General features: G+C 73.4%; 13 protein-coding genes. 8 read left to right on the top strand and 5 right to left on the bottom strand.

What is annotated here, in order from left to right; all coding sequences use genetic code 11:
• Positions 1-9: 9 nt before the first annotated feature.
• A complete protein-coding gene (locus tag E7Z53_RS04785; RefSeq protein WP_176337313.1) occupies positions 10-579 on the bottom strand; it encodes a rhodanese-like domain-containing protein in 570 nt (189 codons plus the stop codon).
• Between the two features lie 122 nt (positions 580-701).
• On the opposite strand from E7Z53_RS04785, the gene E7Z53_RS04780 reads away from it, so the two are divergent.
• From E7Z53_RS04780 to E7Z53_RS04765, 4 genes are all read left to right on the top strand, one after another.
• Positions 702-959 (top strand): metal-sensitive transcriptional regulator, encoded by a 258-nt coding sequence (locus E7Z53_RS04780; RefSeq protein WP_017832999.1) that lies wholly within the window; start codon positions 702-704, stop codon positions 957-959.
• A gap of 81 nt (positions 960-1,040) precedes the next feature.
• Entirely contained in the window at positions 1,041-3,134 is a 2,094-nt protein-coding gene (gene pta, locus E7Z53_RS04775) for a phosphate acetyltransferase (RefSeq protein ID WP_035925493.1), read from the top strand.
• A 67-nt stretch (positions 3,135-3,201) separates the two neighbouring features.
• Positions 3,202-4,359, top strand: a complete 1,158-nt coding sequence (locus E7Z53_RS04770; RefSeq protein ID WP_176337312.1) for an acetate/propionate family kinase — start codon at positions 3,202-3,204, stop codon at positions 4,357-4,359.
• 143 nt (positions 4,360-4,502) lie between these two features.
• Positions 4,503-5,006, top strand: a complete 504-nt coding sequence (locus tag E7Z53_RS04765) for a hypothetical protein (RefSeq protein ID WP_176337311.1) — start codon at positions 4,503-4,505, stop codon at positions 5,004-5,006.
• A 31-nt stretch (positions 5,007-5,037) separates the two neighbouring features.
• On the opposite strand, the gene E7Z53_RS04760 is transcribed toward E7Z53_RS04765, so the two are convergent.
• The 3 genes from E7Z53_RS04760 to E7Z53_RS04750 are packed head-to-tail and all read right to left on the bottom strand — an operon-like array spanning position 5,038 to position 7,375.
• The gene (locus tag E7Z53_RS04760; protein WP_176337310.1) at positions 5,038-5,499 is read right to left on the bottom strand and encodes a MarR family winged helix-turn-helix transcriptional regulator; all 462 of its coding nucleotides are present in this window, start codon (positions 5,497-5,499) and stop codon (positions 5,038-5,040) included.
• Positions 5,496-6,191 (bottom strand): CE1759 family FMN reductase, encoded by a 696-nt coding sequence (locus E7Z53_RS04755; RefSeq protein WP_144836415.1) that lies wholly within the window; start codon positions 6,189-6,191, stop codon positions 5,496-5,498. The genes E7Z53_RS04760 and E7Z53_RS04755 overlap by 4 nt, the downstream gene beginning before the upstream one ends.
• Entirely contained in the window at positions 6,188-7,375 is a 1,188-nt protein-coding gene (locus tag E7Z53_RS04750; RefSeq protein ID WP_017832993.1) for an LLM class flavin-dependent oxidoreductase, read from the bottom strand. Before E7Z53_RS04750 ends, E7Z53_RS04755 begins: the two co-directional genes overlap by 4 nt.
• 126 nt (positions 7,376-7,501) lie before the next feature.
• Between E7Z53_RS04750 and E7Z53_RS04745 the strand changes: the two genes are divergently transcribed.
• Positions 7,502-9,916, top strand: coding sequence for a glycoside hydrolase family 31 protein (locus E7Z53_RS04745; protein WP_176337309.1), 2,415 nt, complete (start codon positions 7,502-7,504; stop codon positions 9,914-9,916).
• A gap of 70 nt (positions 9,917-9,986) precedes the next feature.
• Here the strand turns inward: E7Z53_RS04745 and E7Z53_RS04740 are convergent, their stop codons facing one another.
• Positions 9,987-10,544 carry a hypothetical protein gene (locus E7Z53_RS04740; protein WP_017832991.1) on the bottom strand — a complete coding sequence of 186 codons (558 nt, stop codon included), beginning with the start codon at positions 10,542-10,544 and terminating at the stop codon, positions 9,987-9,989.
• A 126-nt stretch (positions 10,545-10,670) separates the two neighbouring features.
• On the opposite strand from E7Z53_RS04740, the gene E7Z53_RS04735 reads away from it, so the two are divergent.
• From E7Z53_RS04735 to E7Z53_RS04725, 3 genes are all read left to right on the top strand, one after another.
• Positions 10,671-11,135: an OsmC family protein gene (locus E7Z53_RS04735; RefSeq protein WP_017832990.1), complete on the top strand. Its 465-nt coding sequence runs from the start codon at positions 10,671-10,673 to the stop codon at positions 11,133-11,135.
• Positions 11,136-11,290: 155 nt separating this feature from the next.
• Positions 11,291-12,226, top strand: coding sequence for a polyphosphate kinase 2 (gene ppk2, locus E7Z53_RS04730; protein ID WP_035925478.1), 936 nt, complete (start codon positions 11,291-11,293; stop codon positions 12,224-12,226).
• Between the two features lie 10 nt (positions 12,227-12,236).
• Positions 12,237-12,680, top strand: coding sequence for an anthrone oxygenase family protein (locus E7Z53_RS04725; protein ID WP_176337308.1), 444 nt, complete (start codon positions 12,237-12,239; stop codon positions 12,678-12,680).
• Positions 12,681-12,761 lie beyond the last annotated feature (81 nt).

The raw sequence follows: 12,761 nt of genomic DNA, 5'->3' as shown, positions 1-12,761 counted from the left end.
CTGGACGGATCACTGGGCGGTGAGCTGCTCCAGCACGGCGTCCTTGGAGGGATCCTTGGCACCCTGGTTCCAGGGCATCTTCGAGAGCACGTTGGCCATGGCGCAGGTGTTGGACAGCGCGGAGTACGCGAGCCCGCCGCCGACGCCCGCGGCGACGGCGCGCAGCTTCGGGGAGACCAGCTGCCCGCCCACCACGCTCGCCAGCACGAGCGAGCCGGCGACCATGCGGACCTGACGGTCCATGGCCCAGGTCGAGGCGCCGCGGACGACCGCGCCGCCGGCCTTCTCGAAGTCGTCGACGGTGCCGTCGACGACGTGGGTGTTCTCGGTGCCGGCCGAGGAGAGGATGTCCTGGGCGCGGGTGGCCCGGGCGCCGGAGCGGCAGATCAGGGCGACCTTGCCGCCGAGGGCCGCGGCGATGTCCTGCGCGTGGTCGGCCACGAGGTCGACGGGGACGTTGTAGGCGCCGTCGATGTGCTCGGCGGCGAACTCGGCGGCGGAGCGCACGTCGAGGACGGCGACCTCCTCTCCGGACTCGATCCAGGACTTCAGCTCGGCGGGGGCGACTTTCGAGGTCATGCGGCAGTTCCTTCCGGGTGACGGTGGGTGTGACTCCATGATGCACTATACCCCCCTGGGTATGCAAGATCCCCCAGGGGGTATAGAATCGTCGGAGCAACCACCACACCCAGGAGCGCCCCGTGCAACTCGACCCCCAGGACCTCACCCCCACCATCAACCGGCTCAAGCGGGCCCAGGGCCAGCTCGGCGCCGTCATCCGCATGCTCGAGGAGAGCCGCGAGTGCAAGGACGTGGTGACGCAGCTCTCCGCGGTCTCCCGCGCCCTCGACAAGGCCGGCTTCTCCATCATCGCCACGGGCCTGGACCAGTGCCTGCGCTCGGAGGACCCGAGCCTGGACAAGGCCGAGCTGGAGAAGATGTTCCTCTCCCTCGCCTGAGCGGCCCCGCACCCGGCCCTCCGGCGGGTGGGCCCTAGACTGGGCACGGACCCAGCCCGACCGTCGGAGGACCCCGCCACCATGACCCAAGGCATCTACGTCAGCGCCATGACGCCGCAGTCCGGCAAGTCGCTCGTGGCCCTCGGCCTGGCCGACTCGCTGTTCCGCAAGACGGACCGCCTGGGCTACTTCCGGCCCGTCCACCTCGGGGAGACCCCGGCGGAGGACCCGATGGTGCAGCTGATGAAGCGCAACTTCGACCTCCCGGACGAGCGCTGCCGCGGCGGCATCTCCCTGGCGCGCACCCGGGAGCTGCTCGCCGCGGGGGACCACGACGAGCTCGACGCGATGGCCGTGACCGTCTACGGCGAGATGGCCCGGCACTGCGACGTGATCGTGGTGGACGGCACCGACCTCCTGGCGCACAACGCGGCCACCGCCGAGTTCGACATGAACGCCCGGATGGCCAACAACCTGGGCGCCTCCGTGCTGGCCGTGATCGGCGCCGACGAGTCCGAGAGCCCCGAGGACGTGCTCAACGCGGTCGAGGTCACCCGGGCCGAGCTGAACCAGGTGCGGTGCGACATCTTCGCGGTCATCGTCAACCGCGCCCGCCCCGACTGGGTGGAGCAGATCGAGCACAACGCCGCCCGCGGCGTGCGGGGCCTGCCCGTGTACGTCATCGCCGAGAACGAGGCGGTGGCCGCGCCGACCGTCGCGGAGCTGCGGGACCGGCACGGGTTCGGGGACGGCCCGTCCGCGGTCTCCCTGGACCGGGACGTCAAGGGCGTGAAGATCGCCGCGATGACCGTGGGCCACTACCTCGAGCAGCTCGCCGACGGCGACTTCGTCATCACGCCGGGGGACCGCTCCGACATCGTCGTCGCGTCCCTGGCCTCCGCCCTCTCCCCCGCCCTGCCCGTCCCCTCCGGGATGCTGCTCACGGGCGGCTTCGAGACCGAGGGGCGGATCCGGGAGCTCACCGCCGCGGCGCCGTTCCCCGTGCTGACCACCGGGCTGGACACCTACCGGGCCGCCCGGGAGGTGTCCCGGACCCGGGGCACCCTCTCCGGGGCGCACCCGCGCAAGGTCGCGGCCGCGCTCGGTGAGTGGGCCCGGCGGGTGGACGGCGAGGAGCTCGTGAGCCGGCTCGACCTGCCGCGCCCGGCCAAGCGCACGCCCCTGCGCTTCCTGCACGAGCTCGTCGAGACGGCCCGGGCGGACCGGAAGAACATCGTGCTGCCCGAGGGCGAGGACCCCCGCATCCTGCGGGCCGCCGAGATGATCCACCGCCGCAACTTCTGCGACCTCACGGTCCTGGGCGACCCCGGGCGGATCGCCCAGCTGTGCCAGACGGAGGGCATCAACCTCGACTTCGCCGAGGACGGGCTGACCCTCGTGGACTTCGAGCACGACGACGCGCTGCGCGAGAAGTACGCCGGGGAGTACGTGCGGCTGCGCGCCCACAAGGGCGTGCAGCCGGAGACGGCACTGGAGCGGATGCTCGACGGCTCCTACTTCGGCACCATGATGGTGCAGATGGGGGACGTGGACGGCATGGTCTCCGGCGCCGCGCACACCACCGCCAACACGATCCGCCCCGCCCTGGAGTTCGTGAAGACCTCCGAGGGCGTGAGGATCGTCTCCTCCGTGTTCTTCATGCTCCTCGAGGACCGCGTCCTGGTCTACGGCGACTGCGCCGTGAACCCCAACCCGGACGCCCAGCAGCTCGCGGACATCGCGCTCGCCTCCGCCCGCACCGCCCGCCAGTTCGGGGTGGAGCCCAGGGTGGCGATGCTGTCCTACTCGACCGGCGGGTCCGGCTCCGGCGAGGACGTGGACAAGGTCCGGACGGCCACCGAGATCGTGCGCGGCGCGGACCCGGGGCTCGAGGTGGAGGGCCCCATCCAGTACGACGCCGCGGTGGACGCCTCGATCGCGGCCTCCAAGCTGCCCGGTTCCGCCGTGGCCGGCCGGGCGACCGTGTTCGTCTTCCCGGACCTCAACACCGGCAACAACACCTACAAGGCCGTCCAGCAGTCGGCCGGCGCCGTGGCCGTGGGCCCGGTGCTGCAGGGGCTGCGCAAGCCCGTCAACGACCTCTCGCGCGGGTGCACCGTGGACGACATCGTCAACACGGTCGCGATCACCGCGATCCAGGCGCAGGGCATGTGACCCACCGGCCCACCGCTCGCACCGTCCCCGTCCCCATGCCCGTCGCCACAGCCCCAGGGAGTCCTCCATGCTCGTGCTCGTCGTCAACTGCGGCTCGTCCTCGCTCAAGTACCAGGTCCGGGAGCTCGAGGCCGGTGCGGACGGCGGGACGGTGCTGGCCTCCGGGCTGATCGAGAACATCGGCAGCTCGCGGATCGCGGACCACACGCAGGCGCTCGAGCTGCTCGCGGAGCGGCTCGAGACCGAGCTGGAGGGGCGCACGATCGCCGCCGCGGGCCACCGCGTGGTCCACGGCGGCGAGCGCTTCTCCGCGCCGGTGCTCGCGACCAACGAGATCATCCGCGACATCGAGCGGCTGGTCCCGCTGGCTCCCCTGCACAACCCCGCCGCCGTCCTGGGCCTGCGGGCCGTCCAGAAGACGTGGCCGCACCTGCCGCAGATCTGCGTGTTCGACACCGCGTTCCACCGCACCATGCCCGAGCACGTGTGGCGCTACGCCGTGCCGGAGGAGTTCTACGAGCGGTGGGGGATCCGCCGCTACGGGTTCCACGGCACGTCCCACGACTGGGTGACGGGTCAGGCGGCGCAGTTCCTGGGCGTCCCGCGCGAACGGTTCAGCTGCGTGGTGGCGCACCTGGGCAACGGCGCGTCGGTGACGGCGGTCAAGGACGGCGCCTCCTACGACACGTCGATGGGCTACACCCCCCTGGCGGGCCTGGTCATGGGCACCCGCACCGGGGACCTGGACCCGTCCGTGGTCACGGCCGTCCTGCGCCGGGACCCCGGGATGACCCCCGAGCGACTCGACGCCGTGCTCAACAAGGAGTCCGGTCTGCGGGCGATCGCCGGCGACCACGACATGCGCGCCGTCCAGGAGGCCGCCGACCGCGGCGACGAGCGCGCCGAGCTGGCCCTGGAGATGGCCGCCCACCGCCTGGCGAAGTACGTGGGCGGCTACCACGTGGCCGTGGACGGCGCGCAGGCGCTGGTCTTCACGGCCGGGATCGGGGAGAACGCCTCGGCCTTCCGCGCCCGCGTCTGCGGGCGGCTGGGCGCCCTCGGGGTCGTGCTCGACGACGACGCCAACGCCGCCCGCTCGCGGGAGGTCCGCCGGATCTCCGCGCCGGGATCCGCACTGGAGGTCCTCGTGGTGCCCACCGACGAGGAGCAGGCGATCGCGGCGGCGACCGCGGCGCTCGTCGCGGCCGGGACCTCCCCCGCCTGAGCGGATCCGGGCGTCACGCTCCGCCGCACCGGGGCCATGGGGCCGCCAGGTGTTCGCGAATGCGATTCCAGCGGATAGGTTCGGTGCTGGGCCCTGCGCAGGGCCCTCCCCGTGTCAGGCCCGTGCGTCAGGAGGCACCGACGATGTCCCAGCAGCCCCACCAGCCCCGGGGCCACGGCGGCCCGCCGCCGCCCGGCGCTCCTCCCGACGCGAGGGCCCGCCCGCCCCGGCCCCCGGTGACGGCCGATCTGCGGCTGCTGCTCCGGCTCACCGTGGCGTCCTTCGTGGTCGCGGTCCTCGGCAGCGGGGTGGGGTACCTGGCGGCGCCCGAGCAGTACACCGGCCTGCCCGCAGGGGCGTTCGGGACAGTCGTCCTCGCCATCTCGCTCCTGTTCGGCCTCGGGTTCACCGCCGGGCTCTACGCCCTGGTGTACTTCCCGCTGCGCGAGCAGCGGCAGTGGGCGTGGATCCTCGGCATCGTCTTCGCGTCCATGGCGCTCCTGACCACCGTGGCCAACGCCGTGCTGCTGCTCGTGGTCCCGGCGGGCACGTCGATCGGGCTCGTGACGGGCGCGCTCAAGGCCGTCGTGGACGTGGCCTGGCTCGTGGTGGCCGCCCGGCCGGGCGTGCGGGCGGCACTGCGCTGAGCTCGCGGACCGGGACGCCGCAGCCCCGTCCTCAGGCCAGACGGCGGGCCAGCCGGTCCATGACGGCGGCCAGCCGGTCGGCGTCGTCGCCCTCGAGCGCACGGAGGAACAGCTCCTCGACGTCGCGGGCGTGGGCGGGCCGCAGGCGCCGGAAGGCGCGCAGCCCCTCCTCCGTGAGCTCGGCCTCGAGGCCTCGCGCGTCCTCGGCGCAGCGCCGGCGCCGCACCCAGCCGCGCTTCTCCAGCACGCCGATCTGGTAGCTGAGCCGGCTCGGGGAGAAGACCAGCCGCTGGGCCAGCTCCCCCATCCGCAGCCGGTGGTCCTCGGCGTTGCGCAGCAGCAGGAGCACCTGGTAGTCCATGAGCGAGCAGCCGTGCTCCTTGAGCCGCGCCTCGATCTCCGTGGTCAGCCGGGCGGTGGTCTCGAAGAACAGCTGCCACACGTCCCACGGGCGGGCCGCGGGCTCCGGCGCGGCCGCCGGGTGGCCGGTCACCGGCCGGCCCGGGCGAGCAGGTCCGCGAAGTCGGGGACCCCGTCGAACCCGCCGCCCCGCCCGGGCGCGGCCGCACCGGCCGGGACCTCGCCGGCCGCCCGTCCGGCCGGCTGCGCTCCCGGCGCGATCGAGCGCGCCAGCTGCGCGCCGGCGCGCCGGATGCGCGACTCGAGCGATCCGCCGGCCCAGTCCTCGGTGGCGGCGTAGACCCCCAGGGGCAGCACCAGCGCCTTGAAGTGGGTGAACAGGGGGCGCATGGCGGTGTCGAGCATCAGGGAGTGGCGTGCCGTGCCCCCGGTCGCGGCCACCAGCACGGGCACGTCCTCCAGCGCGGCGTCGTCGACGAGGTCGAAGAAGGACTTGAACAGCCCCGAGTAGGAGGCCTTGTACGTCGGGGTGGCCGCGATCAGGGCGTCCGCCCCGGCGACCGTGTCCAGGGCGGTCCGCAGCTCCGGACCGGGGAACCCGGTGAGCAGGTGGTCGGCGACGGCGTGGGCCAGCGGGCGCAGGTCCACGCGCTCGATCCGCACCGGCGTCTCGGCCAGTCCGTCCCGGGCGGCCTCGGCGAGCCGGTCGGCCAGCAGCGAGGTGGAGGAGGCGTCGGACATCCCCGCCGACACCACGGCCACGGTGAGCGGGCGCGCCGCGGTGGGGTCCGGCGTCGTCGTCCCGGTGGGGTTCCGGACGCTCATCGGTGGGCCTTCTCCGTGGTCCGCCCCGTGGTCGGCTCCGCGGCCTGCGCGGCGCGGGCCCGCCCGGCGGGCGAGTCCTCGGCGCCGCCGGGCACCGGGTCCTGGCCGGCGCGGTGGCGTTCCAGCAGCGAGGCGTGGGTCGGGGCCTCCGGCACGTGGGCGGGCCTGAGCGCGGCGAACTCCTTGCGCAGCACCGGCACGACCTCCTCGCCCAGCAGGTCGAGCTGCTCCAGGACGGTCTTGAGCGGCAGGCCGGCGTGGTCCATCAGGAACAGCTGGCGCTGGTAGTCGCCCGCGTAGTCGCGGAACCCGAGGGTCTTCTCGATGACCTGCTGCGGGGAGCCGACGGTCAGCGGCGTCTGCGTGGTGAAGTCCTCCAGGGACGGCCCGTGCCCGTAGACGGGGGCGTTGTCGAAGTAGGGGCGGAACTCCCGCACGGCGTCCTGGGAGTTCCGGCGCATGAACACCTGGCCGCCGAGGCCCACGATGGCCTGGTCGGCCGAGCCGTGGCCGTAGTGCTCGAAGCGCGTCCGGTAGAACTCCACCATCCGTCGGGTGTGCTCGGCGGGCCAGAAGATGTTGTTGTGGAAGAACCCGTCGCCGTAGTAGGCGGCCTGCTCCGGAATCTCGGGGGAGCGGATCGAGCCGTGCCACACGAAGGGGGCCACGCCGTCGAGCGGGCGCGGGGTCGAGGTGAAACCCTGCAGGGCGCCGCGGAACCGGCCCTGCCAGTTGACCACGTCCTCCCGCCACAGCCGGTGGAGCAGGCTGTAGTGCTCGATCGCCAGCGGGATGCCCTGGCGGATGTCCTGGCCGAACCACGGATAGACCGGGCCGGTGTTGCCCCGCCCCATGGTGAGGTCCACGCGGCCGTCGGTCAGGTGCTGCAGGTAGGCGTAGTCCTCCGCGATGCGCACCGGGTCGGTGGTGGTGATCAGGGTGGTGGCCGTGGACAGCTGCAGCCGCTCGGTCTGCGCCGCGATGCTCGCCAGCAGGACGGGCGGGTTCCCCGGCGCCACGAACGGCGGGTTGTGGTGCTGGCCCGTGGCGAAGACGTCCAGGCCCACCTCCTCCGCCTTCTTCGCGATCTCGACGGTGGCCCTGATCCGCTCGTGCTCGGTGGGGGTGCGTCCCGTGGTGGGGTCCTCGGTGACGTCCCCGATGGTGAAGATGCCGAACTGCATGTGGTCCTCCTGCTCCGCGGCGGCGTCCGGCCGGACGGCCCGCCCTGTTCTTTCAAATTTGAACTACTACCGTCAAGCGGCGCCCGTCCCGGATTATTCCCGCCCCGGTCCGCCTAGGGTGGACGCATGCCCCTCCCCCACTTCCGTCCCACCGGCGCCGGCACCGCGGACCCGGGCGCCGTCGTCGCCGGCGAGCACTACCGCATCAGCGTGCTGAGCCCCGGGCTGCTGCGCCTGGAGTACAGTCCCGCCGGCCGCTTCGAGGACCGTCCGTCCGCGTTCGCCGTCGACCGCCGGTTCCCGGTGCCGGACTTCCGGGTGCGGCGCACGGCGGCCGGGCTGGAGCTGAGCACGGAGCGGATCCACCTCAGCTACGACGAGCGGGCCTTCAGCCCGACGGGACTGTCCGCGCAGATCCGCGGCGGCGTGACCAGCTACCACAGCGTGTGGCGCTACGGCGTACCCGCCCCCACCCTGGGCGGGACCGCGCGCACCCTCGACGAGGCCGACGGCCCGATCCCGCTCGAGCCGGGCATCACGTCCCGCGAGGGCTTCGGGGTGATCGACGACTCCGCCTCGGTGCTGCTCACGGACGACGGCTGGTACGCGCCGCGCGCGCCCGAGGAGGGCGCCGTGGACCTCTACCTCTTCGGCTGGGGCCACGACCACCGGCAGGCACTGCGCGACCTCTACGCCCTGTCCGGGCCGCAGCCCGTCCTGCCGCGCTGGGCGCTCGGCAACTGGTGGAGCCGGTACCACGCCTACGACGAGGCCGAGTACCGGGAGCTGGTCGCCGAGTTCGACCGGCGCCGCCTGCCGTTCTCCGTGCTGGTGGTGGACATGGACTGGCACCTCACGGACGAGCACGTGGAGCGCCGGCACGGCTCGGGCTGGACGGGCTACACCTGGAACCGGGAGCTGTTCCCGGACCCGCGGGCCTTCCTCGCGTGGGCGCACGAGCACGGCTACCGGGTCACGCTCAACCTGCACCCGGCCGACGGGGTGCGCTCCTTCGAGGACGCGCACCCCGCGATGCTCGAGGCCCTGGGGCGCGAGCCGGGCTCGGAGGAGCCCGTGGCCTTCGACGTCACCGACCGGGACTTCGTGGCCGCGTACTTCGAGGTCCTGCACCGCGGCCTGGAGGCCGACGGCGTGGACTTCTGGTGGGTCGACTGGCAGTCCGGGCCGCACTCGCGGCTGCCCGGGGTGGACCCCCTGTGGGTGCTCAACCACTACCACTTCCTGGACTCGGGCGCGGACGGGTCCCGCCCGCTGACGCTCTCCCGCTACGCCGGGCCCGGCAGCCACCGCTACCCGGTCGGCTTCTCCGGCGACACCGTCATCTCCTGGGCCTCGCTGGCGTTCCAGCCGTACTTCACGGCGACCGCGGCGAACATCGGCTTCGGCTGGTGGAGCCACGACATCGGCGGGCACGTCTTCGGCGCCCGCGACGACGAGCTGGCCACCCGCTGGCTGCAGTTCGGGGTGTTCTCCCCGATCCTGCGCCTGCACTCGGGCGACAACGACTTCATCGCCAAGGAGCCGTGGCGCTACCGCTCCCCCTACGCGGAGGCCATGGAGCGCGGCCTCCGGCTGCGGCACCGGTTGGTCCCCTACCTGCACACCGCCAACCGGGCCGCCGCCGTGGAGGGCGTCCCCCTGGTCCGGCCCCTGTACCACGAGCACCCGGAGGCGGAGCAGGCCTACCGGTACGGCCACCAGTACCTGTTCGGGCCCGAGCTGATGGTCGCCCCGGTCACCTCCCCCGCGGACCCGGTGGTCACCCGCGCGGCCGTGCCGGTGTGGTTGCCGGAGGGGTCCTGGACGGACCTGTTCACGGGCACCGTCTACGACGGCGGGCGGGAGCTCGTGCTGCACCGGGGTCTCCACGACGTGCCCGTCCTGGCCCGCGCCGGCGCGATCGTGCCCCTCGCGGGGTCCGACGACGACGCCGCGCCGGGCCCCGGCAATCCCGGGGAGCTGGAGGTCCTGGTGGTCGCCGGCGCCTCGCACCGCACCGTCCTGGACGAGGACGACGACAGCGGCGACGGCCTCGACCCGGCCCGCTGGGCGCGCACCCCGCTCGCCCTCGACGCCGCCGCCGGGGAGTTCACGGTCGGCCCGGCACAGGGCCACCTCGGCTGCCTGCCGGCGGCGCGCACCTGGACCCTCACCTTCATCGGCCTCGATGAGCCGGCGGAGCCGACCGTGACCGTGGACGGGAGGACCGTCCCGGCCCGCACCGACCGGCGGGGGAACGGCGTGCGCGGGCACCGCACCTCGGTCACCGTCGAGGGGGTCGCCCCCGGGGCGCAGATCGTGGTGCGGTCGGCGGGACTGGGCGCCGTGGCCGCCCAGGATCCCGCGGACCGCGTCTTCGACCTGCTCAACGACGCCCAGATCGGCTACGAGGTCAAGCGGCGGGTGCACGAGGCCGTGCGGCGCGATCCCGTGGGGGCGCTCGGGCAGGCACCCGCCCTGGGCGTGGAGGGGCCGCTGCTCAGCGCGCTCACCGAGCTGGTGCTGGCGACGCGGACCTGACCCCTGGTCGCCGGAGGTCGACCCGTCGTGGCGTGCCCCGCGCCCCCGGCCGCCGCCCGCGGCGGAGAGCTCACCCGGGGCAGGGGCCGTCCTCGTCCAGGCCGAGCTCGACGACCAGGATGGGCAGCCTCAGCCGTTCCGCGGTGAAGGACACCACGCGGGCGTGCGGGATGCCCTTCTCCCGGACGAAGCGGCAGGCGACCAGTCCGTGGTCACGGTTCTGGCCGATCATCAGCACCCAGTTCCGGCCCGCGGCGTCCAGCGCGTGCGCCTGGCGCTCCAGGTCCCTTCCCGCCGGGTCCTTCTCGGTGCTGCGCCGGGCGAAACGGGCCGCGTAGGCCCTCATGTCCTCCTCGGTGCGCAGCAGCCCGGCGGCGACCCGCCGCGCGTCCTGGACCCTCAGCGCGGGCGCGATCTGCTCCTCGCGGATCTCGCCGGCACGGTCCCCGCCCTCCTCGTCGGCGGACCGGTGGGCGGCGTGGATGATGCGCTCGATCCGGCGCAGACGGGCGTCGTCCTGGTGCAGCCGGCGGTAGTCGGCGATCAGCGCCTCGAGCTCGGCGTCCAGGTGGCTCCGCTCGGGCTCCTCGGGCTCGCGGCCGTCGTGCGCCGGTCGTGATGGGGACAAGCCGGCCTCCTGGGCGCTGGACGGTGACGTTCCCACGTCAACGGCGACGGCCGCAGCGCCTATTCCGCCGGCCCCCGGGGGCGGTGCCGGGACCGCCGACGCGAGCGGGGTTGGCATCATGGGTGCATGAGTGAGATCAACGACCCCGCCCCGCGTTCCGTCGAGCTGACCCGCACCGCCACCGGCCACTACACCGCCCGCAACGCCGAGGGGGCCGAGATCGCCTTCGGCCGCGGTGAGGGCCTGCTGTCCCCCGTGGAGCTCCTGCTGGCCGCCGTCGCCGGGTGCTCGGCCATCGACGTGGACGTGGCGACCTCCCGCAGCTCGGAGCCCTCGGAGTTCCGCGTCGAGGCGACCGGACAGAAGATCCTCGAGGAGAACGGGGCGAACCGCCTGGAGGACCTGCACCTCTCCTTCCACCTCGCGTTCCCCGACGACGCCGCCGGCCGCAAGGCCGCCGGCATGGTCCAACGCCTCGTCACCCTGTCCCACGACAAGTACTGCACGGTCTCGCGGACGGTGGAGCACGGCACCGCCGTCGGCCACGACGTCAGCGTCGACATCGACGGTGCCGCGGGCGAGCCCCTGTAGCCGACCGCACGGGGTTCTGCACGGTCGGCCCCGGGCGGGGCAGGAGGACCGAGCCCCTGGTGTTCACCGGGCGGTCATGTGCCCGCCGTCCGGGCGGGTCAGGATGAGCACGCCTACACTGCGCTCAAGAGACCCTGACCGGAGAGGAACGGCCGATGCCCGACGGAAAACGGCAGTGGATGCCCGCCGACCAGTGGGCCGTGCGGGAGAACCTGCGGGAGTTCATCGACCACCTCACGCAGATGGGCTACACCGTGCCCCACGGGCACGAGGAGGACCCGGACCTCATCGACCCGGGGGGCTCGGCCGTGGAGACCTGGCGGGAGGACCACCCCTACGACGAGCTGATGGGCCGGGAGGAGTACGAGCTGGAGAAGTACAAGCTCCAGATCGAGCTGCTGAAGTTCCAGTACTGGGGCCAGGACCACGACCTCCAGCACGTCATCGTGTTCGAGGGCCGGGACGCCGCCGGCAAGGGCGGGACGATCAAGCGGTTCACCGAGTACCTCAACCCGCGCGCCGCCCGGGTCGTGGCCCTGACCAAGCCCTCGGACCGCGAGGCCGGGCAGTGGTACTTCCAGCGCTACATCCGCCACCTGCCCACCGCCGGGGAGATGGTGCTCTTCGACCGCTCCTGGTACAACCGCGCGGTGGTGGAACCCGTGATGGGCTTCTGCACCCCGCAGGACTACGCGTGGTTCATGGACCAGGCCCCGGTGTTCGAGAAGATGCTCGTGGACTCCGGCATCCACCTCACCAAGCTCTGGTTCTCCGTGACCCAGCAGGAGCAGCGGACCCGGTTCGCGATCCGCCAGATCGACCCCGTGCGCCGGTGGAAGCTCTCCCCGCAGGACCTCGCCTCCCTGGACCGGTGGGAGGACTACACCGAGGCGAAGGAGGAGATGTTCCTGCGCACGGACACCGACCACGCCCCGTGGACCACGGTGAAGTCCAACGACAAGAAGCGGGCGAGGATCAACGCACTGCGCTTCTTCCTGGACCAGTTCGACTACGAGGACAAGGACCCGTCCGTGGTCCACCCAGCCGATCCGCTGATCGTGCGCCGCGGCCGCGACGCCGTCGGCGACTGAGCCCCGCGGCGTGGAGACGTGGCCGGCGCTGGTCGCCGGGATCGGCTCGGGCCTGGTCGGCGGGTTCTACCTGGCGTTCTCCCTGGTGGTGATGCCGGCGCTGCGGCGCCTCCCCGGCGGCGCGGCGGCCTCGGCGATGATCGCCGTCAACCGGGCCGCGGTGCGGGCGCCCTTCCTGGTGCTGCTCTTCGGCACCGCCCTGGCCTGTCTGGTCGTGGTCGGCACGAGCCTCTCCGCACCCGGCGGGCCGCTGCGCGTGCTGGGTGCGCTGGCCTCCCTGGCGGGCTGGGTCCTGACCGTGGCGGTCAACGTCCCGCTCAACGCCCGGCTGGCCGGCACCGATCGCCGGACCGTGGTGTGGTCCGCCTACGCGCGGCCGTGGACGCGGGCCAACCACCTCCGGGCGGGACTGTCCGTGCTCGGCGCCGTCGCCCTGCTGCTGCCCGTCCCCTGATCCGGGCCCCGGTCCGGCCGGGCCGCGGACGTCTTCCCGCCCGCGGACCGGGTCCGGGCGACCGCGTCCCCCCGCGCCGCC

It is taken from the genome of Kocuria salina (genome assembly GCF_013368965.1).
Classification (GTDB): Bacteria; Actinomycetota; Actinomycetes; order Actinomycetales; family Micrococcaceae; genus Kocuria; species Kocuria rosea.
Note: the sequence above shows the minus strand (reverse complement) of the source record. Positions and strands in the feature narration are given on the sequence as shown.